The sequence below is a fragment of the Stieleria varia genome (assembly GCF_038443385.1).
In the GTDB taxonomy this organism is placed as follows: domain Bacteria; phylum Planctomycetota; class Planctomycetia; order Pirellulales; family Pirellulaceae; genus Stieleria; species Stieleria varia.
The window spans coordinates 6,285,339-6,309,204 of sequence record NZ_CP151726.1; the positions used below are offsets into that span (position 1 = coordinate 6,285,339).

Here is a 23,866-nt window from a genome sequence, read left to right on the forward strand (position 1 = left end):
TGTACGTCAGCCTTATGTACGTCAGCCTTTCTAGGCTGACATACCCCCAGCATGTCAGCCTGGAAAGGCTGACGTACCCCCGCATGTCAGCCTGGAAAGGCTGACGTACACCAAGAGTCACTGTTCGGTGACGACCTCATGGTCGTTGCGATGGGTCAACCGCCCCAAGACATCCGTTGAGATGTTCACGTCAAACGTGCGCACACTGCCGTCTGCGAAAACAAAGTTCACACCGCCCACGTGGTAGCTGCCAAAGTTGTTTTGGAACTGATCGTTGGGAAACCGCGCCAGCGGATAACCCGGTCCGCCACATCGCGAAAAATTCGCCGGGTGGTCCCCGTTGTAAATCGCACCATCCTCGGGCGAGATTCCTTGACGCAGCGGCCGGACATGTTTCTCGCCGACCAGAATGGTGTTGCTGGCTCCGTCTTCTAAGCTTGCGTAGTTGGTTCGGCTGCTCCAACTGACCAACTCGGCGTTGGGCGGCGCGTAATAGCCTTCCGGCACTGTCGGCGGCTCAGTCGCTCCGCGGCCCATGATCATCGCACCGTTGGACGTGATCCAGTTCCAAACGCCTGCCGGCCCGTGCCCGGCGCTGCACGCGTAATCTGAAACCGTCCCGGGCACATGTCCGCTGATCTCAAAGGGCGACAGAATGTCATCGCCCGCGACGCTGATCACCTTCGCGTCCCGGCGACTGGGGCAATAGTACATCGGTATCTGTGTCAAACGTGCTTCGTCACTCTGATAGTAATACTTCAGCCGATCGTTCCACTCTGCTCTCAACGCCGACTGCTCCATGAACGGCAAGATCAAGAATGCCCAGCTTGTGTAATGGTCGTAGTTTCGGCTGGGCGGCAATTCCTTTCGTTGACTTTCAAAATTCTGAACCGCCAGTCCGACCTGTTTCAGATTGTTCTGGCAACTGGTCATCCGAGCCGCTTCTCGAGACGCCTGCACGGCGGGCAACAACAACCCGACCAAGATGGAGATGATGGCAATGGAAACCAACAACTCGATCAGCGTAAACCCTCGTTGGCGCCGTCTCCGTAATGGTGTGCTAGGCATCGGCAATACTCCGTTGACCATTGGCAACATATCGTTGAATGATGAATTTGATTCCCGGGGACGAGACCCATACGTTATAAAGGATCTCAGTCGCCGGTTCCTCAATGTCGTTCGCGATTTTTTGAAATGTCCGTGTTCTTTATCGTTGCTGACCACAAGGTCCTCGGTCCCTTTACGGGTATCGAGCTTCGGGAAGCCGCACTGGCGGGCGTGCTGTCATCAGATTGCATGATCGGCGGAACACCCCGCGGACCTTGGCATTCGGCCGGCACGGTTGGACTTTTTAATGACCAAAAGGTTCCCCAGCCGCATCCCCCAGGTGTGGTCGTGCCGTTGTTTGACGTTCAGGGTTTGCCGGGTGCCTTTCAAGGTCCTTTTAAGTTGCGTGAGTTGATCGGATTCGCGTCACGTGGCTTGCTGCCATTGGACAGCCAGTATCGAGCAGTGGGCACCGAATCCTGGGGTTTGGTTAGCAATCTGCGGATCATCGCCGTGTGTGTTTCGGGTGATCTGGTGCTGGTGGATCCCGATGGCAGGATCTGCTTGCGCACCCGCGGCGTTGCTGCGGGTGCCGATGCGAACCGCTGGAGTGTCGAGCATCGACCACCTGGTGCGCTTGCCAAGCCCGTTGAACGTTCGGGAGCGACTCCCGTCAGGGAACGCAATGAAATTGCGCAGTACGGTGACGTCGGCGAGAGCGAGCAAGCCGTTTCCGAAAACAACGAGGTAGAAACGGAGCTGACACGATCGCTTCGGCAATCCTTGGTGCTTGATCCGAAAGTTCGCAAGCAATCGCAGGATCGACCGGCCAATTGTGCGTTTCCCTACGGGGTCAGCATGAGACGTGCGGCGATCGTCACCGGCGTCGTCACAAGCCTGCTGCTCTTGGCGTTCGTCGTTCCCACGCTGTTGCGTCAATGGAACGATCGCACCATGGATCACGATGCGTTAATCGGACAATGGATCCACGCGACGGACCCGGATCAGCCACGCTTCGGCATTTCTTTCGATGCCGGCGGGCATTGCGTCATTTTCAATGCCAACGGTGCATCCTGGACGGGCAGCTTTGATTGGCCCCAGCGTGGCGGTCAATGGATGAGCGGAGCGGGCATCCCGGGGCTGAAAACAAAGATCGATGAATCGGAACCTGAACATCAGCTCGCATTGATCCAGCCGTCGGACGGTTACATCAAGTTGTCCGGGTTTGTCAAAGATCCTCCGATGATCGATGGGCATCATGTACGTGACCTCTTTGTGCGACGGATCGGTGATCAGTTGATGCTCGGCTACTTGACCTCCGTTGAAATCACGGACTCCGAAAAACGCATGACGGCGGCATGGGTTTCGACCCGTCGTTTTGCAACGGCTCAGCCGACTGATATTTTGGCTCAGTTGAAATCCATTCCGGAACGTTCAACCGCGTCGAATTCTCCCGAACCTTACCGCTCAGCACCCGTATTGGCGGATGCGATCGCAGCGGTTTCAAACCAGTCTGCAAGCCTATCTGAAAATGACGCCGACGGCAGTCCCGCTTATTCGGCAACGGTCAACGGATCGTTCTTGTTGAAACTGTTGGGCGTGCCCGATGAAGCCCGCCGGTTGTATCCGTTCGAAGCCCCCAAGGTACCGCTCGGCGAATCATTCGAAGGATCGCAGTTGGTGCGATACCGAGACGTCACGCTCATGCTCAGCCCCAGCGGTGAAATCCAATACGTCCGCGTCGGCGGTCTGCCGGCGAACAAGAACGTATCAGGGTAAGAACCGTGGCCTGAGCTGCGACGCGTCAGTGGCCGGGTCGTTGTAACATCGAGCATTGGTTCCACTGTGCAATACCCGTGGCCTAGACGGCCAGCGGCTCAGGGCGTTTGACATTACCAAACGCTGTGCGACGCGACGCTTTCTATCGCAATCCGGATGACTCGTAGGCAGTGTCGATGATTTGCGTGGTCGTCATTCCTTCCACGCCCGAGATCTTGGGCTCTCTGCCTTCCTGGATCGCAGTTGTGAAATCTGCGATCAAGGGTGCGTGCAAATTGTAATGTGGTGGATGCTGTTCGATTTGTGATCCTGCTGCTGTGATCACTTGCAAGTTACCGTCGTTGAGTGATTCGGTCAGCACTCGGCCTTCGGTACCGATGAGTTCTAAACGATCAGACACGTTGGCGGCGCCAAAATAGCACTGCAGCACACCGGTGGTTCCACCAGCGAAACGCATCAGCAACGTCGCCGCTTGCTCGGCTTCATAGTCCTCCGATGCCGTCACAGCGGCTTGCACTTCCAAGGGTGCTCCCAGCAGCATGTTGAAGACATCAAGCCGGTGGCTACCAATGTCCATCAGCGGACCGCCGCCACCTTGCGACAGAACCACACGCCAGTTGTCTCGGTCGAATCTTGTTTCGAGTCCCGTGGTGGCAAGGATCGATAGCGGTCGGCCGAGTGCTCCCGTGGTCAGAAGCTCCGCGATGCGTGACACGACGGGATAGAACCGTCGGTAGTAGGCTACGCCAAGAGTCACTCCATAGCTGCGGCAGACATCGATCATCTGCTGGCATTCATTGGCCGACATCGCCATCGGTTTTTCAACCAAAACGTGCTTGCCAGCGTTTGCCGATGCAATGGTGTGCGGGCAGTGCAAGTAAACGGGCGTTGCCACGTAGATCGCATCGATGTCTCCGTCGGCGATCAGCTCGTCGGCAGTGGAGTACAAACGCGAGACACCGAAGTGGTTACCGAATTGGGCCAGTCCCGCGGAATCCCTTCGGCAAGCGGCAACCAGCTCGCTCTGTGTATCACGCAAAATAGCGTCGGCGACTCGCTTGGTCGCAATGTCGCCGCATCCCAAGATTCCCCAACGAACAGGTCGGTTCACTTCACCGGATCCTGACGCAGGAATCCGATCGGGGTGGCCGGAGTCTTTTCTTCTTCCGCTGGTTTCATGAACGAGCTGAAGAAACCACCTTCCTTTTTCTCGGCCGGCGCGGGTGTGCTATCCCCGCGGAAACCCGCCGGAATGATCCGCATCGGATTGAGTGTTTCTTTGGTCCGTTTCCAGCTACGTTTGGCGGTGTTGGAGACTTCGGTGACCAAAGAATCCTTCTGCTTCACCACGCGTTCTTTTTCGTCTTTGCTGGGCAGCAATTTGCCAAAACTAGGCATTTTCCAGTTCATCGGGTTCAGCCCGCTGGCCAATTGGGACAGGGGGCCGGGACCTGTGTCCTCGGTCTGCATCGTGTCGCTCGTATCCGCAGAGTCCCCGCCAAATCCGAACGGATTGGGGAGTTGTGCTTGAGCGTTGGAGGCGGAAAACACGAACAGGAAAGCGAGTCCGGCGGCCAAGAGTGGCGTGCCGACCCGCAACGTTGGGGCAGGTTTCATGGTGGGATCGCTCCTGGACTGGATTCGTATGGATCTCATTCCGATCGGGCGGTGCCCGATCCATTGAAATGGGTTTCTCTGCGTCGTATCCCATTTCAGACGAAACCGACACAAGAGCAATTTCGTGCACGGGGGAGTGTTCGGCGAGCGGCGAATGCTTGCCAGATCCCACTGCTAAAAGCACGTGAATTGGGATATCATTCCCGGCGAGCGTCGAAGGCCGCCTGTGACGCGGGGGGCCGGACGACATTACGAAAATGACCAAACGCTGAAAAAAACACGATGAAGACCGACGAGCTGAGAGAAAAGTACCTCGAGTTCTTTGAGAGCAAGGGCTGCGTGCGACGCCCCAGTGACGTGCTCGTACCGACTTGGGACCCCTCCGTTCTGTTCACCCCCGCTGGGATGAACCAGTTCAAGGATCACTTTCTGGGCAAAGTCAAACTGGACTTCACCCGCGCGACGACTTGCCAAAAATGCTTGCGAACCGGGGACATCGACAACGTCGGCCGTACAGCGTATCACCACACGTTCTTTGAAATGCTCGGCAATTTCAGCTTCGGCGACTATTTCAAACATGATGCGATCGCCTGGGCTTGGGAATTCCTGACCTCCAAAAAGTGGCTTGCCATCCCAGCGGACAAGCTCACCGTCACGGTCTACAAGGACGACGACGAAGCGTACGGGATATGGAAAGAATCGATCGGGTTGCCCGATGCGGCGATTTCGCGAATGGACGAAGACGAAAACTTTTGGCCAGCGTCCGCGCCCAGCCAAGGTCCCGACGGCGTCTGCGGTCCTTGCAGTGAAATCTACTACCACTTGCCCGATGGCAGCGATGTCGAAATCTGGAACCTCGTGTTCACCCAGTTCAACCGCGTCGGAGAACCACCGAACAACCTGCAGCCGCTGCCGAGCAAAAACATTGACACGGGGATGGGACTGGAACGAACCGCCAGCGTCTTGCAGGGCGTCCCGACGAACTTCCACATCGATTCACTGTTCCCGATCGTTCAAGCCGCCGCGGAGGTGGTCAGCCGCAAGTACGCGTTGGACAGCGACGACGGGCGACGTTTGCGACGCATCACCGACCACGCACGCGCCTGCACATTCGCGATTCACGAGAACGTGTACCCCGGTCGCGACAAAGCCAAGTACGTGGTGCGACGGCTGATTCGCCGCGCGGTGTTGGACGGTTACCAAATGGACTTGCGGGAGCCTTTCCTGCACAAGCTGGTGCCGGCGGTCGCAGAAGCGAGCAAGTCGGTGTATCCCGAGCTGAGCGAAACCATCCAACGTGTCACGGAAGTCATCCAAGCGGAGGAGAACGCGTTCTTTGGGACGATCGACGGCGGTATGACTCGCATCGGACGACTGTTCGAACAAATGCGTGACGAAGCCACGGTGATGGTTCCCGGTGACGAAGCCGCTGATTTGAACAAGACCTATGGCGTGCCACCGGAGTTGCTGCAAACGATCGCTGCCGAACAGAACTTTACGTTCGACTGGGACGGGTACCGCGAAGCAATGGACCAGCACGCGATCGATAGCGGTGCCGGCCAAAAAGAATTGTTCCAAACCGGACCCCTGGAAACGCTGAAAGAATCCCTCCGCGAAACGCCCTTCGTCGGTTACGACGCGACCGAGGCCGAGTGCGTGGTCAAAGGAATCATCACCGGGGACGGTAAAAGCACTCCGGATGATGACGGGCAATTGCTCAGTCACGTCGATCGCCCTGGCGACAACCCAATGCGAATCGTGCTGAATCATTCGCCGTTTTACGGTGAATCGGGCGGCCAAATAGGCGATGTGGGCACGATCAAGGGCAAGTCGTTCGTATTCGAAGTCACCGATACGCAGAAACACGGCGGATTGATCGTCCATCACGGAGTGCTCAAAAGTGGTGAACTGCATGAAGGCGTGGAGTGCACCGCCACTGTCGACACGACGCGACGTGACGCGTTGGCTCGCGCCCACTCCGCGACTCACATCCTCCACTATGCGTTGCACCAAAATGTCGGCGATCACGCCCAGCAACAGGGCAGCAAGGTGGAGGCCGACCGGCTGCGGTTTGACTTCACGAACCAAAAACCGATCGACGACGACGTGCTGCAGAAGATCGAACGTGAGGTCTGTGAACGTATCGCAACGCCGGCCGAGGTGACTTGGAAAACCGTACCACTGACTGAAGCACGCGCCGCGGGCGCGATGATGCTGTTCGGCGAAAAGTACCCCGATCCAGTGCGCATGGTTTCCATCGGCGACTACAGCAAAGAACTCTGCGCGGGAACCCACGTGACGAACACCCAACAAGTCGAGACGTTTGAGTTGCTCGTCGAAGAAAGCGTTTCAGCAGGCACACGACGCATCCAAGCCTTGACCGGCCCGCGTGCTCAATCGCACCGACAGCAGACTCGCCAACTGTTGACAACGATCGCCAAACTGCTCTGCACCACGGATGCGTTGGCCGCCAGTGGCGCCGCGCAGTTGATCGCGGATGTTCGTCAGATCAAGAAAGATCTCAGCGCGGGCAAGTCCTCCGATCACGCCGATTCGTTCTCGGTGGCCAAGGATGCAGTGTCGACGGATGTCGATGATTACATGGCGGTTCGCAACAGTGTTCGCGAAATCACCCGAATGCTGAACGTCTCCCAGGACGACGTTGCAGGCCGCATCGAGAGCCTACTGGCGGATCGTGAGAGTCTGATCGGGCAACTCAAACAAGCCAGTGCGGGTGGCAAGATCACCGCCGAAGACTTGATCGCGCAAGGCGAAACCGTCGGCGACGTCGCATTGGTGGTGGCCGAAGTTCCAGGGGCCAACCCGAACGTCATGCGAGGTTGGATCGATCAAATCCGCAAGAAGAGCGAGGGCGGTTCGGCAGTACTGCTGGCAACCGTCACGGGCGACAAAGTGCTGCTGGTCGGCGGCTTGAGCCACTCGTTGGTCTCAGCCGGTTTGAAAGCCGGCGAGTGGGTGGGAGCTGCAGCATCGATGGTCGGCGGCGGCGGCGGCGGACGTCCAGACTTGGCGCAAGCCGGCGGAAAGGACCCCGCAAAACTGCCCGAAGCACTCGCAGCGGCCAAAGCATCGATGCGAGAGCAACTGGAAAGCCTCTAACGCTCCAAGAGCTGCCGGCCCCAGTGAGCCTCAGGCGCTAGCCGTGGGCCTGAGGCGGATTATGGTGCCGGCCCACGGCTAGCGCCTGAGGCTCACTTTGATTGCGATGTATGGAACGAAAACATGGACTGAAAAACAATGCCAACACCACGTTTTGAACAGCACAGTTTGTGTCCCAACTGCCGGCCCCAGTGAGCCTCAGGCGCTAGCCGTGGGCCTGAGGCGGATTATGGTGCCGGCCCGTGGCTAGCGCCATCGGCTCACAGTGATAACGCAACACGACTCAATCTGCTGTCTCGGATTTGGGGGGAGGTCGAGCTTAGCCGTTCAGGCGAATACGAGGGAGGCGACCTGTCTGCGCAAGTCAATGATTGGGAATGGCAAAACGTTTGGCGGGGCACGCTATCGACTTGGAAAGTCGAGCGACGATTGTCGTTCGACTTTCCAAGTCGAAAACGAACACGACCATCCGCCCAAGCGCAAACCATCCGCCTTGCACCGTATGCCCAATGGCTGCGTCCCCTGCTGCGGAAGCACGCAATAAACCAGCACGAATCGCAAGCGAGTGAGTTGCGAAATTCACTCGCTTGCGCTTCGTGCTCGTATTTTGGACTGCCGGAATGCTTCCCAGCGATGTCTTGCAGAGGGAATTCTGGCGAATCCCATTACGAAGAGTGGCTTACTTTTTGAGCAACTGCTGCACCGATGACTGCAGTTGCAGCCCTGAGAAATCCAATGCCGCCACGCGGCCTTCCTGGTCCAGGATCACCACAAACGGAAACGACACGGCACCGAATTGAACGGCCACCGGGTTGGCCACACGTTGCTGTGCCGAGGAGATGCTACGGAAATTCCGGAAACCGAGTTCCGACTTCTGTGCAAATTCTTCCACCGGAGCCTCTTGGGGATCCAAGTTGATTCCCACGATCGCGATGTTGTCCGGGTCGGCATCACGCATCAGTTTTAGTTGTGGGATCACTTGCAAGGATTCCTCCAGTGTGACCGCCCACAACGGCATCAAGACGACTTTGCCGCGGTAGTCGGCCAGAGATAGTGGTGCCCCATCGACGGCGGGCAAGCTCGGTTGATAAAGCGTCCCGAGCACGTCCTCTCGACGCTTCTGTGCATCCATCGCGATGTTGACTTCTGTCCGCGTTTCCGAATCAGCGTCGGGAAATCGATCCGTCAGGACGCGAAAGGTCTCGTCGACCAACTCGCTCAACCCCAACGCTTCGAATTGCAACGCGGCGCCGGCGAGCTGTTGAACGCTGCTCAAGTCAGGTGCGGCGTCGATCAAGCGATTCGCGGCAGCCGACCATTGGCCCACCGGTACGTCACCTCCTTGGATCGTCGTATTGATCATCCGTGTCGTCTCATCGAACCGAGCGTTCCCGGCCAATTGAGCAGCCATGTTGGCGATCATCGGATCCGACGAATCGCCAAACACGTTGGAGATGGTTTCACCGACACTCTGGGCTTCTGTCGCGTGTCCGTACATCGCCAGCGTATTGCGAGCTTGGCCCATCACCATCAGGGCTGCCACGTCCACGTTCTTGGATTTGGCAAGTTGATTGATCAGTTCAACCATTTGGGTTTCCGCGTTGGCTTTGCCGTTGCGTAGCGATTCGATGGCAAATCCGACCAAAACGATTTGACTGTCCGAGGCGATCCGTTGGTCGCTCGAGTTGACTTGTTCTTTTGCGAGTGTTTCCAGTTTCTGGGCGGCTTGGACATCACCGCCGCCGGCCATGTGTGACAGCGCTTGCATTTGGCCGCGGATGCCGGTGACCTTGTCCTCGGGTGTCGCCTGGGGATGCTCCGCAAGTTGCCTCGCGGCTTCCAACTTTTGCTCGACGATTTGCATCATGGTCGTCATCGCTTTGCTTTGATCCGAGATGCCTGCGCGTCCCGTTGCGATCAGTTCCATATCGCGATCGGTAGCCGATAAGTAGCCTGTCAGTTCTTGGGGAGTCAGATCATCACGCAAGGGGCGAGCGTTTGTGCTGCCATCGTCTGTGGAGCTGGACGGATCAGCCAGCGTCAGACCGCCTTCTGGGATCAAGGATGCCGGATTGTTTGGCGGATCTCCCGGTTTCATTCCGGTCAGATCGGCACCGGCGGGTTGTGACCGCGACACATCATCGGCGCGTTCGGAGGCATTCGCATAGGTGTGACCAAACGTATCATCGCCGACGTCTGGCGAAACACCTCTTGCAGCGAGTTCGGCCGCGCTCTGAACACCGCCATCAGCCGATGGGACGCCGGCGGCAGATGCGTTACTGGAATCACTGTCGGTTGACTTGGAGCAACCGAAGCAGAGCAGGCTGAGCAAGCAGAGCGAAGCGGAAAGACGAAGAGAGAGGGTCATTGTTCGTGCATCACAAAGTCGGTTGAATTTCGTGCGTCAGGCACTAGTACGTCAGGCTTTCCAGCCTGACATCAGTGCTCATGTCAGCCTAGAAAGGCTGACGTACATAAGGCCAATCACCAAATGCGGACGCGGTCTTCGGGGGCCAAATACAGTTTATCTTCCGGTTTGATTCCGAACGCTTCGTACCATGCGTCCATGTTGCGAACGATGCCGTTGACGCGATATTCGCTGGGGCTGTGGGGGTCGACGATCAACCGTCGCAGCAACTCGGGCTTGCGATACAAGCGTCGCCAAATCTGGGACCAACCTAGGAAAAAGCGTTGATCTCCGGTCAAGCCATCGATCACAGGTGCTTCTTTGCCGTCGAGTGACAACCGATAAGCTTCGTAGGCAACACTCAGGCCACCGAGATCGCCGATATTTTCTCCCAAGGTCAACTCGCCGTTGACGAAGTTTCCTTTCTCCGGCTCGAACTTGTTGAACTGACCGACCAGTCCTTCAGCTCGACGCTCAAACTCCTTGCGGTCGTCTTCCGTCCACCACATTCGCAGGTTTCCATTACCGTCGTACTCACTGCCTTTGTCGTCAAATCCGTGGCTGATCTCGTGACCGATCACCGCGCCGATTCCGCCGTAGTTGACGGCGTCATCGGCAGCCATATTGAAAAAGGGAGGCTGCAGGATCGCCGCCGGAAACACGATCTCGTTCATCGTCGGGCTGTAGTATGCGTTGATCGTTTGTGGCGTCATGTGCCATTCATTGCGATCCACGGGTTCACCCAATCGATCGACGTCGCGTTGGTATTCAAACTCGGCGGATGCGATCAAGTGATCGGCCAGAGTGCCATCGTCGATCTGCAGCTTGCTGTAATCCTTCCACTCATCCGGATAGCCGATCTTGGTATTGAACTTGGAGAGTTTCTCCAGGGCTTGCATCTTCGTCCCATCGCCCATCCAGTCACGGGTGCGAATGCGATCAGCAAATGCACGTTTCAGGTTGTCCACCAGCTCCGTCATTCGCTGCTTGGCTTCGGGCTTGAAATGTTTTTCGACGTAGAGTTGCCCCACCAGTTCACCCAAAACTTCGCCGGTGACATCGACGCCACGTTTCCACATCGGCTGCTGTTCTGCGATACCACTGATTGCGGTCTCGTGAAAATCAAAGTGTCGTTTCTCGATGGTTTCTGTCAGCCCCGAGGCGTAGTCGTCCAAGACATGAAACGTCAGATAGTCCTTCCACGTTTGCAGCGGTGTTTCCTCAAAGATCTTCGCCATGTCGGTGAAGAACGACGGTTGGCGGACCACGTACTTGTCACGCCCACCGACGTTTGATTGTTCCGCCAGTCGCAGCCAGTTGAGTGAGCCGAGCATCTGGTCGACTTCGGCGGCCGTGTGTGGATTGTAGGTCGCTTTGGGGTCTCGATTCTGAGTCTTGGTCCACTGGATCTGCGCGATCTGTGTTTCAAGCTCCAAGATCGCCTTGGCAGCCTTGGCAGGGGCGGGGTGATCTGCGAACGCCAACATGTCGGTGGCGTATTGGACCATTTGATCGCGCAACACCTTGTAGCGATCTTCGTCGACGATGTAGTAATCTCGATCGGGCATCGTCAATCCGGACTGAGTGACGTAGACCGTGTACGAATCACTGTCCTTGGCATCGACGGAAATGTACGGGACGACCGGGCCACCGATTCCACGTGTCCGGAGTTGCCCCATCGTTGATGACAAATCCTCCTTCGACTCGATCTTGGAAACCGCCTCGAGCATCGGTCGAATCGGTTCGATCCCTGCTTGATTTCTTGCTTCGACGTTCAGAACGCTTTCGTACAGATCACCGACTTTCTGAGCGGCGCTGCCTTGTTCCGCATCGGATGCGGCGGCAGACTCGATCAACTCACGAACTTGCTGGCGAGTCTCGTCGTCCAGGACGGTGAAGATCCCGTAGTTGGATTTGTCGCCGGGGATCTTGGTTTCCTCCAACCACTTTTCATTGCCGTAGAGGTAGAAATTCTCTCCCGGGGAAATGGCTTGACTGAACAAGGCTCGGTCAATCCCCGAAACCTTGTTCGTCGCCGATTCCTGGGCGTTGGCACTGATGACGGTGATACCTGAGACTGCGATGAAGAAAGCGGCCAATGCGAAAGGGATTCTCATGGTCAACTGGGATCGTCCGTGGGTAGAAATGGAGTGCGTTTGGAAACGGAAACGGGATTGCGCCGGCTCGGTGCAACCCCGTTCAATCTAACGCGTTTCAACCTCATCGCCCATGGCAATTGCCGATGCTCCTGGCATCAGGGTTTCTTTTTCACGCCCTTCTTTTTGGCCGTTTTCTTCTTGGTCGCCTTCTTTTTGGCGGTTTTCTTTTTCGTGGTTGCTTTTTTGGCAGCCTTCTTTTTGGTCGCCTTTTTCTTCTTTTTCGTTCCGACTTTGGCCAAGCGTTCGGCCAGCAAGTCCAACGCGGAGTTGAACGACAGGTCTTTGGGGTCCACTCCCTTGGGCAGCGATGCGTTGACGTCACCGTCGGTCACGTAAGGACCGAAGCGACCGTCCAAGATCTTCACTTCGCCTTCGTTCACCGGCGACTTTTCTTCGTACACTCGCAACGGCTCTTTCGGAGTCGCTCGGCCGCGAGTCTTGGGTTGACGCAGCAACGTGATCGCTTCGTCCAAGGTCACCTCCAACGGTGAAACACCGGCTGGCAACGAACGCGTGTCTTTCTCACATTTGATGTACGGTCCATAGCGACCATCGAACGCTTGGATCGGTTGATCGTTGTCCGGAAAATTGCCCAAGGTCCGCGGCAATTCCAGCAGCTTGCACGCCATCTCCAACGTCAAGTCTTCGATCGCCATTCCCTTGAGCAGCGACTGATTACGTTTCTCATCGTCGTCGGGTGCACCGAGTTGAATGTACGGACCAAACCGGCCGACCTTCACATAAATCGGTTTGCCTGTTTCGGGATGGGTTCCGATCGGCTCCTCTTCGACTTGCGCGCTTGCCAATAGCTCCATCGCCTTGACCAAATCCATCTCGTCGGGCGGCAAGCCGTCGGGAATCGGAGCCTTGCGTTCGCCTTGCTCAAGGAACGGACCGAACTTGCCCACACGAACAAAGACTTCTTCGCGAAACTCGGGATCGTCTTCGGGTGTCCCCAAGGAAAACTTTGCGGTCACGCGTGGATCGATCTCGTCGAGCTTCTTTTCCAAACGCGGCTTCAAGCCGATATTGTTTTTCGCATCGGAATCATCGCCGAAGTAAAACCGTTTCAGGTACTCCAGGAAACCCGTCTCGTCGCGGCTGATCGAGTCGAGGAAATCTTCCATGTCGGCGGTGAACTCGTAATCGACCAGCGGGCCGAAGTGTTCTTCCATCAATCGCGTGACGCTGAATGCACGCCATGAGGGAACGAGTGCGTTGCCCTTTTTGTAAATGTAGTTCCGTCGCTCATCCGTGATCGTGCCAATGATCGACGCAAACGTACTGGGGCGGCCGATGCCTTTTTCCTCCAGCGTTCGAGTCAACGAGGCTTCCGTGAATCTCGCGGGCGGTTGAGTCGTGTGGCTCTTGGCCTCCATCTCTTTTGCGTCCAACGGATCCTTTTCGGAAACATTGGGCAACAAACGCTCCTTGTCCGCCAACTCGGCTTCCGGGTTATCACTGCCCTCGACGTAGGCTCGCAAGAATCCTTCGAACAGAATGCTCGTGCCTGTCGCGGTGAAAACGGCGCCGCCGCCCGAGATGGAAATGCTGCTGCGTTGCTTCGTCGCATCCGCCATCTGGCACGCAACGGTGCGTTTCCAAATCAAATCGTAAAGACGGAATTGATCCGGGTCCAACTCGCCACGGATCGATTCGGGCGTGCGGAAATTGGTGCCCGCCGGTCGGATCGCTTCGTGAGCCTCTTGCGCGTTTTTCACCTTGCCCGCGTAAACGCGAACATCGGGGTGCAAGAATTTTTCGCCATAAACCGTCCGCACCAAATTGCGTGCCGCCGAGATCGCTTCTTTGCTGAGCGTCGTGCTATCGGTACGCATGTAAGTGATGTAGCCGTTCTCGTACAGCTTTTGCGCCGCGCCCATCGCACGTTTGGCCGTGAACCCGAGTTTTCGGTTGGCCTCTTGCTGCAGGGTGCTGGTGGTAAAGGGGGCACGGGGACGTTCGGTAAACGGTTTGACCTCGACTTTGGAAACGGTGAAATCCGTCGACTTCAGACGCGTCGCCAACTCGCTGGCCCCTTTTTCGTCCAACAGCAACAAGTCCTCACGGGTGGGCTTGCCGGTGTCTGGATCGAAATCCTTTCCGCTGGGAGCACGTTTTCCGTCCAAGCTGGACAGGGTCGCTGAGAGTGGTTCCTTGCTCCTGGTCTCAAACAGGGCTTCGATGTCCCAATACGTCGCCCGAACGAACGCGATTCGCTCACGTTCACGTTGGACGACGAGACGAACCGCAACGCTTTGGACCCGGCCGGCGGACGTGCCACTGCCGACTTTGCGCCACAGCAACTGGGACATGTCATAGCCGTACAAACGATCCAAGATTCGTCGTGTTTCTTGGGCCCGCACCATGCCCTGGTCGATCTCGCGGGTGGTCTCCAACGCCTCCGTGATCGCTTCCTTGGTGATTTCGTGAAAAACCAAGCGGTGGACCGGCACCTTGGGCTTGAGCAGTTCATGCAGGTGCCAACTGATGGCTTCCCCCTCGCGGTCTTCGTCGGTCGCCAGATAGAGGCTGGAGGCGTCTTTGAGGGCGGCTTTCAGCTTCGCCACCTGTTTTTTCTTGTCCGTCGGGACGATGTACAACGGCTGAAACTCGTCGTCGACGTTGACGCCGAGGTACGCCCACGGCTCGTCGCGATATTTATCGGGGACGTCTTTTTTTCCCTCGGGCAAGTCACGGACGTGCCCGATGCTGGCCTCGACTTGGTAGTCCTTGCCCAAGAATTTCGAAATCGTTCGCGCTTTGGCAGGTGATTCCACGATCACCAAGCTTTTGCCCGTCGTCTTAGCCATCAAATACGCTGTTGATTTAGAGAAATGTAAATTTAGGGGGACCGCGTCGGCTTGGTTGGATAACGAACCAGCCAAAAGTTAGCAACGCGTATTTTTGCGTCGCGGCATTTCGTCTGGTTCCTCCGAGATGAACTCCGATGGGATCAGAACCGTAAAAACTATCGGTCTGATGACGGATCTCACCTTGACCCTTGAATTCTGGCGGCGATACGCTTTCCGTTTCGTTTTCAGAGAGTTGGTCGCGACGCTCGGGTTGTCAAGACGACTGGTGCGAATTCGTCTTCCTTGGCGAGTCCCGTATCGGCCCGGCGATGCTTGTCGCGTATGCTTTCCCATCCAGCTAACATTCCCGTCCCGGATTTAACGCCGAAAGTTCGCCCGTTATGAGCCCTTTGGAATTATTTCGACGCAATCAGAAGGTCATGATGACCGGCCTCATTTTGCTGTCGATGTTTGCGTTTGTCGTGCTGCCCGCGATGACCAGCTACCTGCAAAAAGCCGGTCCTGGCGTCTCAGACCCTGTCCTGGCAAGCTTCAACGGCGTCGATCTGAAACGCAGCCGGATCGAAACTTTTACGCGGATGCACAACCAAACCGTGCGTTTCCTGGAGGCTTTGGCTGAAAAAACCATGGAATTGGGCGGCTCGCCGCAAGTTCCCGGATTCATGTTTGATCCCCGCAGCCAACAGATTCGCTCGCTGGGAATCAACCAACAACCAAGCGAACTGGCCAGCATTCGCACCCTGCAATTTGCCGCGCAAGCCGAAAAGCAAGGGTTCGAACTGGACGACACGGCGATCGAAAACTGGCTGATGGCCTTCACATCCGAGAAGATGACCCGCCAGCAGATCATGGGCATGTTGGCCAAAGAAACTCAAAATGGGATGGGCGAATTCCACCTCTACGACATGCTGCGAAACCAGCTGCTGGCCCGCGTTTACGAAAACGGTGCCTCCGCGGCCCTGTCGTACGGCCAAATGCCAATCATGACGCCCGCGGAAGAATGGCAGAATTTCCTCAAATTGAACCAGCAAGCCAGCGGAGACGCCTACGGAATTCTGGTCTCGGAATATGTCGACAAAACGGACGCGAATCCGCCAGAAAGCCGGATCGTCGAAGTTTACGAGGCTGGAAAAGATTTTTATTCCAGCACCCAGTCGCCTGAGCCCGGTTTCCGAACCAGAGACAAAGCGACGATCGAATACTTGGTCGGCAACCTGCAGAAATTTGTGGATGCCGAAGTGGCCAAGTTGCCCGAGGAAGAGATTCGCGCCGAGTACGACCGCCAAGTCGCCCGGGGCGCGTTCCGTGTGCGAAAAGAAGAACCAGAGACGTCCCAACCGTCGACTGACTCGATGCCAGCAGACGCCGCTCCCGAGACGCCAGCACCGGCTAGCAACGCACCGGCTAGCAACGCACCGGCTAGCAACGCACCAGCTGAAATGAAAGAAGAGTCGGCGACGACCGAGACACCCGCTCCAGAGCCAGCGACTCCAGCTCCGGAAACACCAGCTCCGGCGCAGCCAAAGCAAGAAAAAACGGTGGAGCAGGATTCGCCGGAGGACATCGCGAAACACAAACAGCAGGTTGAGGATCTTCAGAAAATCCTTGACGATGCAGGCGATCTGGAAATGCCCGCTGAGGAAATGCCCGCTGAGGAAAAGCCCGCTCCGGAGAAACCCGCATCAGAGCCCAAGCCAGAGACACCGGAAAAACTCGACGCACCGGAAACAAAACCAGAGTCCAAGCCTGAGACTCCTGCGGAAACGGAACCGACGAGCGAGCCAGCTACCGAGCCAGAGCCTACCACCGAGCCAGAGCCCGCTTCGGAACCAGAGCCTGCGGATCAGCCGAAGCCAGAGGGCGGTGAGCAATCCAGTTTGCAGCTCGATGACGCGGTTCAACTGGTGATGTTCCAAGACGACGTGACTCCCGCATCAGAGACGCCCGCTGCGGACGAACCCGCCGCTGAAAACCCAGCGACAGAAAACCCAGCGACAGAAACACCCGCTGCTGATGACGCAGCGGCTGAGTCGCCTGCTGCCGAAGAAGCAAAGCCGGAGATTCAACCGTACGAGGAAGTTCGCTTGAACGTTGCCGAAGCGCTGGTGCAAGACGACGCCCGCGTGGCTTTGGATCGCGCCCTGACGAAGGCCAAGAAGGTGATGCGGGTCTACTTTGCCATGCAATCTCGTTACGTGATGTCCGAAGACGAGTCGATCAAGCCTGAACGGCCCGACCTCAAGAAACTCGCTGGTGAACTCGGCCTCGAGTACGCTCCGATCGGACCTCACGATGCGGTTTCGATCGCCGACGAACCGATCTCTGATTCGTACGAAGCCGGAACTTCGTTCAATCAGCGTGGCTACCCCTACGCGGTGATGGTGTTCGGTGCCGGAAACCAGATTCCAAAATTGGAGTTGTTCAAGGCGCTTTCGACCGTCGACATTCCTCGCGGACTGAGTTACTTGAGCTGGAAAGTCGAAGAAACGGAGTCCAAGGTCCCCACGTTGGACGAAGTCCGCGACGAAGTCGTCCAGGCCGTTCGCATGGAAGACGCTCGTGAGTTGGCACGCAAGGACGCCGAAGCGTTGGCCAAACAGATCAATGAAGGCAAGTCACTTGTCGACGTCGTTCCGGAGGACAAGAAAGACAACCTCAAGCAAAACGTGGCCCCATTCAGTTGGATGAATTCCTTCGGATTCGGACAAGCGACCCTGGGCAATGTGCCTGAACTTGATTCCGTCGGCGAAGAGTTCATGTCGGCCGTGTTCAACGCGGAGGGTGACGAAGCCGTCGTGGCTGGCAATCTGCCTCAAAACGTCGTCTACGTCTTCCGTCGAACGGAGTTGCAGCCAGCAATACAAGACTTGCGTTCAATCTTCAAACAACCAACCGAACGCATGAAAGCGTTGTCGTTGGGAATGGAAGATCGTTACGAGTTGCGACAAGGCTTCGTCGAAATGGTCGACGAGAAGACCGGTCTCGTGATGGGCAACGAAGCCGAGTAGACGTACGCTAGACCGATCATTCATCAGCCGGCACGCGATAGCGTCCCGCTGGGTTCTTGGTTTCGAGTAAATCAGCAGTCTCCGCAGTTGGGGGAGGTCGGATCGAGCGAAGCAAGATCCGGAAGGGGGCCTACGCTGGACTGCTCAAAGACGCACCTAGTGGCCCCCAGTGAGCCTCAGGCGCTAGCCGTGGGCCTGAGGCGGATGGTGGTGCCGGCCCACGGCTAGCGCCTGAGGCTCACTTTGATTGCGATGCATGGAACGAAAACATGGACTGAAGAAACAATGTCAACGCCAAATTTTGAACAGCCCATCGCAAGCCACGGTTCGGAATTGGCATGACGTATGACTGGGCACGCTATCGACTTGGAAAGTCGAGCGACGATTGTTGTTCGACTTTCCAAGTCGAAAACGAACACCACCATCCGCCCAAACACAAGTCATCTGCCCTGTGCCGTGCCCCGTTTCTGACACCTCCCCAATGACGCATGCGGAAGGTCGAGGCAGAGCCCTTTCCACGGCGCTACAATCATCGGCTGATTCCGGAAATGAATGATTCATCACTCCTGCCCGCCGAGAACTCGCCATGGTTCGCCGCCCTCTCCCATCTCTTGCCGCCGTCGTTGCTGCATTGATCCTTTGCCCATTGATGCCCACCAGCGCGGAATCTCCGGACTGGAATCAATGGCGTGGCCCCAACCGTGACGCTCAACTCACCGGCGCGGCTTGGCCTGAAAAACTCAGCGGCAAGCTGGAGCTGGTTTGGGAGCAACCGCACTCGCCGAGCTACAGCGGCCCGATAATCTGTGGTGATCTGGTTTTTACGACTGAGACCGTCGACAAAAAGCTAGAACGCGTCACCGCCTACCGGCTCACTTCTGGTGAAAAGGTCTGGTCGGTCCAGTGGGAAGGAGCCATGGCGGTTCCGTTTTTCGCGGCAAAGAACGGTGATTGGATTCGCTCGACCCCGATTTGTGATGGCTCAAACCTCCTGGTGCTCGGCATGCGGGACGTGCTGGTTTCGCTCGATCCTCCAACGGGCAACGAACATTGGCGAGTTGATTTTCATAAAGAAATCGGCACTCCCATTCCATCATTTGGTGCCGTCTGCTCGCCGATCATCGATGGCGATTTTGCGTTCGTTCAGACCGGTGGTGCATTGGTCAAGGTCCGTCTATCGGATGGCGAGGTGATTTGGCAATCGTTGGAGCAGGGCGGCGGAATGTCGACCAATGGTGCGTTTTCCAGTCCCGTGATCGCAACGCTCTCGGGTGTCCGTCAGTTGGTGGTTCAAACCCGAACCGACCTGTGTGGCGTTTCGATCGACGATGGTTCGGTGCTCTGGAAGGAACCGATCGAAGCATTCAGGGGAATGAACATTCTGACCCCGCTCGTGCTCGGTGACCGCATCTTCACCGCGGCCCACAGCGGTCGCTCCCAGATGTTTTCCGTGTCGCGTTCCGATGATGGTACCTGGTCGATTCGAGAATTGTGGCAACAGAAAACACAAGGCTATATGTCGTCGCCGGTCGTGATCGGTGACACCATTTACCTGCACCAAAAAAGTGAGCGGTTCAGCGCTCTGTCGGTTTCTGATGGCTCGATTCTGTGGACGACTCCGCCCACGGGCAGCTATTGGAGTATGGTCGCCGCGGGCGACAAAATTCTGGCGCTGACCAACGACGGCGATCTAGTGCTGATCCAAGCCGACGAAGGAAAGTACAACGAGATCGATCGCCAAAAGGTTGCTAACGACTCGTGGGCGCACTTGGCGATCCAAGACGAAATGGTCATCGTCCGTGACCTCGCATCGCTCAAGGTATTTCGCTGGTCGAAATAGTTGTCGCGGGTAGCGAATCAGTCCCGGCGAAGCTGGGCGAAGTCGGATCGAGCGAAGCAAGATCCGGAAGGGAGCCTACACTGGGCTGTTCAAAATTTGGGGTTGTGTCTTTTTGGGTTTGCGCAAGTTTATTTCCCTACTGCCGGCGCAGCCGGTGGCCCCCAGTGAGCCTCAGACGCTAGCCGTGGGCCTGAGGCGGATTGTGGTGCCGGCCCACGGCTAGCGCCTGAGGCGGATTGTGGTGCCGGCCCACGGCTAGCGCCTGAGGCTCACTTTGATTGCGATGCATGGGACAAAAACATGGACTGAAAAAACAATGTCAACCCCAAGCTTTGAGCAGTCCAGTTTATTTCCCTACTGCCGGCGCAGCCGGTGGCCCCAGTGAGCCTCAGGCGCTAGCCGTGGGCCTGAGGCGGATTGTGGTGCCGGCCCACGGCTAACGCCTGAGGCTCACTTTGATTGCGATGCATGGGACAAAAACATGGACTGAAAAAACAATGTCAACCCCAAGCTTTGAGCAGTCCAGCTTCGCCGAACAAAACATGCAAAACCAAAATCCGAGTCGACAGCAAATCTTGGCAGCCCAGCATTACCTCTCAGCCGGCGTCTTCGATGCAGCCTCAGCATCCGACGCGGCTTCCTCTGGGAAGTAGATCCGGGACAGTTCCAGCATGATCGGCAGGATCTTGGCTTGATAATCCGACTCGGACTGTCCATCGTTTGCGACGCGGATGATTTCCAGTTGTGACTCAAGTTCGTCGCGACGCTTGGATTGTTCGGGTGTCAAACGAGGTGTCTCGCCGGTTGGTGACAATGTGGTCTTGGCGGCGCGTTTGCCATCGACCGTCTTGGGGCCTTTCACGACTGCCAAGCCTGCGAGAATCTTGGATGACGATCCGGCGCCGTCGCCGTTGTCATCCAACAATGCATGCTCTGTGCTGATCCGGCCTTCGGTTTGATAGAAATCATCAACCTCACGCGTGGCCATCACGAACGCTTCCAACACGGAGACTTCGTCATCATGATCCAAGTCCGCGGCAGTGGACGACATGGCCTGGGCAAAATACTTGCCGAAGCGAGTGTAGTTCTGCTCCGAACCGCTCTTGGTCGCCGTCACGATGATTCGATGGTCCGCCGACAAGCGATTGATAAACGGGCCGCTGGAAGACGCGTTGTTGATGACGACGATGGTTCGTTGTGAGTCCGCAAGCCAGTCGGACATTTCAGATGCGGAAAAGTCGGTTCCACGCAAATTGAATTTCGCGAGGCTGTCGGCGAACGTGCCGTGGCCGATCAGAACCAGCCAAAGCGGCGTTTCGGATTTCTCTCGCTTGGATTTTTGGATCGTGGCACTCAATTGATCCCGATCGCTATTCTCCTCGCCCGAACCTGACAGGCCGATCGTGACGCATTGCAGCTCGTTGAGCTTGGCGAGTTGCTGCCAAGTGGCCGCGGCAAGTTTGAAATCATCCGCGTACTCAGGCGTCCCCGCTGCTCCGACCACGACGATCATGTCGTCGGAGGTTGCCGTTGGGGCAACGCTGAAGGCGAATATCAGCAGGAGAGCGGCAATGGGCCACCAAGCAGGGTTGTTGAATAACGTTCTCATCATCAAAGCTGTACCACTCATGCAAGTCCTCGCCAACGTCTCAGTCCCCATTCGGTGCACAGACACGCGATGGCGAGCATCATGATCCAGGGACGGTGCCAGATCGGATAGACCCAGTATTCGGTTTGTGGGATCTTGTCACTGGGCAATCGGCTGATGAAACTTTCCACGGAGTCGGCGTCGATGACTTTACCACCGCTCTGCTGGGCAATCTGGTTCAGTAGTTCTCGATTGATCGCCAAACGGTCGTACTCGGCACCGCCTTTCTGTTTGGTCCAGCCGCTTTCGGCTCGTCCGATCAGCGAACCGTCCGGCGCATCGACTGACGCGTTCACACGATAAGCACCTGGGTCACGCGGCCAGTAATCACACGCGTAGACACCCGCGGCGTCGCCACTGGCATCCGCACGTAACAGCAACGGTTCACCGGACGGCGGCGTAATGGTCAACGAAACCGTGGCGTTGTCGACACCAAGAAACGAGTCGTCCAAGACGTTGACCGAGATGGCCACACTGCCGTTGGTGTCTTGTTGATCTTTGCACTCCATCTGAACGCGACGAGGCACTTCACTGACCAGCCAGCGAACGATCTGTCGCCAGGCTTGTTCGGGATCATCGGCACTTTTTTCCGATCGTCGCATCGACCAACGCCAAAAGTCCGCGATGGGCATCGCCGCACTACGTCCTTTGCCGAAACGCTGGGCCGCCAACGCAGGCAGGGTGTCACTTTCCGGCGTCGTGACGGTGGCCAGTTGCATCGCACCGGGTTTCAGGGAGCCGACGGAATTGACCGACTGAAAAGCCGGCATTTCTCTTAGCCGCTCCGTTTCGGCGACTTCCGTTTCACGCAAACGCATCCAGGGTTGCAGTAATCCCTCACGGGAAATCGACAAACCGAACTCGGACGGTTTGTGCTGTGGCGATGTCGCTTCATAGAAGGGGGACAGCGCACCCAGCGGTGTGTCGGCAAAACGTTTTCCATCAAAGGATTCTTGTCCGCCAAGCATCAGCAAGCCGCCGCCGCGGGCGGAAACAAACTGGCGGATCAACAGCATTTGATCTTGGGTAAAAAAATCCGGCTCGATGTCATCCAGAATGATCGCGTGATAGGCAAACAATTCGTCGGCTGTTTTGGGGAACCCTTTGCTGAGTTCCTCGGACTCTTTGACTCCCAACCGGATGATGACCGGCTCGTCGTACTGTTCAGCCGCATCCGGATCGTCCGCGACTCCTTGGAAGAGCGGATTGGTGTCGGAAACGCCTCGATCACGGAAACTGAACTTGGCTTCTTTCTTTGCAATCCGCAACAGCCCGACCAGTTGGACTTCCGCATCCGACGCCAAGGCACGATTGAGAAACTTGTACTCCCAGTTGGCACGTCCGGACAAGTACAGGACACGATAGGGACCGGAGTCACGGTGGACGGCAACGATCTTGCTGTTGTTCAACAGCGTCGATTCGCTGGAAATACCGGCACCGCTCTCCACCTGGCCGCTGGCTGAAATCGCGCCGCTGACGACATCGCGATCCGCTTCGGAAAAAGCGACCACACGATAGAACTGCAGTCCGGACTCGTCCGGGCGAAACTGGAACGAGACTGTTTGATTTTCGTCGTCCTCGCCCAATACATGAGTCTTTTCCGCGACGACTCGTCCGGTCAAATCCTCACGTAATTGAATCGTGGCGACGCGTTGAGACATGCCGACCGCAGCGAGCGTTGCATTGAGCGTGATCGGGGAAGTTTCGAAATTCGTTTGCCGAACGCTGGTGTCGACGATTCGCAAGTCGTGAATCGCGGGCGACTCCGCAGGCAAGATCGGATACACGGGAAAGCCCAGTGAACTCCAGTCGTTCACCTCAGAAATCTTCTGCGTGTCGTTGCCGTCGGACATCAAGATCACACCGGCAACAGGTCGCTCGGCCAAACGCTGCGACAGTTCGCTCAGGCTTTGAGACAATCGCGAATCGTCACCCGTGGCGACCAAGTCGTCCGCAGAATCCAGTTCTCGCAGTCGCGAGTCGAACGCGTACGTGCGGACATCAAACGTCTGCCCAAGTTGGGTAGGCCATCGCTGAGGATCCCCGATCAATGTCTTGATCTGTCCGTGCCACGTTTCGGATTTGCCCGGGTTGGCCAGATTCATGCTGCGGCTGTCATCGATGACGATCGGCAGCAAGTTCGCGCGGGGGCGAGGGCGTTGACCACGCCGCATGGGTTGCAACATGCAAACGGCCAACAACGCGATGGCGGCCAGTTTCAACACCGCGCCCAAAATCGACCAACGATCGCGGCGACTACTAGCGTAATTCCAAACGACCAACAACGTGCAACCGACGCCGACGACCAGCGTCGGCAAGATCCAATCGGGCGCACCGATCACGATGTCGCCGGGCAGCTCATAGGTCTGCTGCGCGAACAGGGGATTCATTGCAAGGTGGGGAAGGGCGATGTGTGCCCACAGCG

Annotated in this window: 12 protein-coding genes; 4 read left to right on the forward strand and 8 right to left on the reverse strand. The window is 56.9% G+C overall.

Annotation, left to right across the window (positions count from 1 at the left end; all coding sequences use genetic code 11):
• Positions 1 to 117 precede the first annotated feature (117 nt).
• Positions 118 to 1,068, reverse strand: a complete 951-nt coding sequence (locus tag Pla52nx_RS21350) for a DUF1559 domain-containing protein (RefSeq protein WP_146520759.1) — start codon at positions 1,066 to 1,068, stop codon at positions 118 to 120.
• Positions 1,069 to 1,194: 126 nt separating this feature from the next.
• On the opposite strand from Pla52nx_RS21350, the gene Pla52nx_RS21355 reads away from it, so the two are divergent.
• Positions 1,195 to 2,826: a hypothetical protein gene (locus Pla52nx_RS21355; protein WP_146520758.1), complete on the forward strand. Its 1,632-nt coding sequence runs from the start codon at positions 1,195 to 1,197 to the stop codon at positions 2,824 to 2,826.
• 142 nt (positions 2,827 to 2,968) lie between these two features.
• On the opposite strand, the gene Pla52nx_RS21360 is transcribed toward Pla52nx_RS21355, so the two are convergent.
• Both Pla52nx_RS21360 and Pla52nx_RS21365 read right to left on the reverse strand, forming a co-directional pair.
• Positions 2,969 to 3,937, reverse strand: a complete 969-nt coding sequence (locus tag Pla52nx_RS21360; RefSeq protein WP_146520757.1) for a Gfo/Idh/MocA family protein — start codon at positions 3,935 to 3,937, stop codon at positions 2,969 to 2,971.
• Positions 3,934 to 4,443, reverse strand: a complete 510-nt coding sequence (locus tag Pla52nx_RS21365; RefSeq protein WP_146520756.1) for a hypothetical protein — start codon at positions 4,441 to 4,443, stop codon at positions 3,934 to 3,936. The genes Pla52nx_RS21360 and Pla52nx_RS21365 overlap by 4 nt, the downstream gene beginning before the upstream one ends.
• 282 nt (positions 4,444 to 4,725) lie before the next feature.
• Here Pla52nx_RS21365 and alaS point away from each other — a divergent pair, with 282 nt between their 5' ends.
• Positions 4,726 to 7,563 (forward strand): alanine--tRNA ligase, encoded by a 2,838-nt coding sequence (gene alaS, locus Pla52nx_RS21370; protein WP_146520755.1) that lies wholly within the window; start codon positions 4,726 to 4,728, stop codon positions 7,561 to 7,563.
• Between the two features lie 679 nt (positions 7,564 to 8,242).
• On the opposite strand, the gene Pla52nx_RS21375 is transcribed toward alaS, so the two are convergent.
• The 3 genes from Pla52nx_RS21375 to topA form a co-directional block, all read right to left on the reverse strand.
• Positions 8,243 to 9,931, reverse strand: coding sequence for a peroxiredoxin family protein (locus tag Pla52nx_RS21375; protein ID WP_146520754.1), 1,689 nt, complete (start codon positions 9,929 to 9,931; stop codon positions 8,243 to 8,245).
• A 116-nt stretch (positions 9,932 to 10,047) separates the two neighbouring features.
• Positions 10,048 to 12,087, reverse strand: a complete 2,040-nt coding sequence (locus Pla52nx_RS21380) for a M13 family metallopeptidase (protein ID WP_146520753.1) — start codon at positions 12,085 to 12,087, stop codon at positions 10,048 to 10,050.
• 137 nt (positions 12,088 to 12,224) lie between these two features.
• Positions 12,225 to 14,942: a type I DNA topoisomerase gene (topA, locus tag Pla52nx_RS21385; protein ID WP_146520752.1), complete on the reverse strand. Its 2,718-nt coding sequence runs from the start codon at positions 14,940 to 14,942 to the stop codon at positions 12,225 to 12,227.
• Between the two features lie 422 nt (positions 14,943 to 15,364).
• On the opposite strand from topA, the gene Pla52nx_RS21390 reads away from it, so the two are divergent.
• Positions 15,365 to 17,953 (forward strand): hypothetical protein, encoded by a 2,589-nt coding sequence (locus tag Pla52nx_RS21390; protein WP_197454689.1) that lies wholly within the window; start codon positions 15,365 to 15,367, stop codon positions 17,951 to 17,953.
• 586 nt (positions 17,954 to 18,539) lie between these two features.
• Entirely contained in the window at positions 18,540 to 19,793 is a 1,254-nt protein-coding gene (locus tag Pla52nx_RS21395; RefSeq protein WP_146520750.1) for a PQQ-binding-like beta-propeller repeat protein, read from the forward strand.
• Between the two features lie 589 nt (positions 19,794 to 20,382).
• Here the strand turns inward: Pla52nx_RS21395 and Pla52nx_RS21400 are convergent.
• Together Pla52nx_RS21400 and Pla52nx_RS21405 are read right to left on the reverse strand one after the other, a co-directional pair.
• Complete coding sequence (locus Pla52nx_RS21400) at positions 20,383 to 21,423, reverse strand: hypothetical protein (RefSeq protein ID WP_146520749.1); 1,041 nt, start codon at positions 21,421 to 21,423, stop codon at positions 20,383 to 20,385.
• On the reverse strand, positions 21,420 to 23,831 hold the full coding sequence (locus Pla52nx_RS21405; protein ID WP_146520748.1) for a glutamine amidotransferase: 2,412 nt from the start codon (positions 23,829 to 23,831) through the stop codon (positions 21,420 to 21,422). The genes Pla52nx_RS21400 and Pla52nx_RS21405 overlap by 4 nt, the downstream gene beginning before the upstream one ends.
• Positions 23,832 to 23,866: the final 35 nt, after the last annotated feature.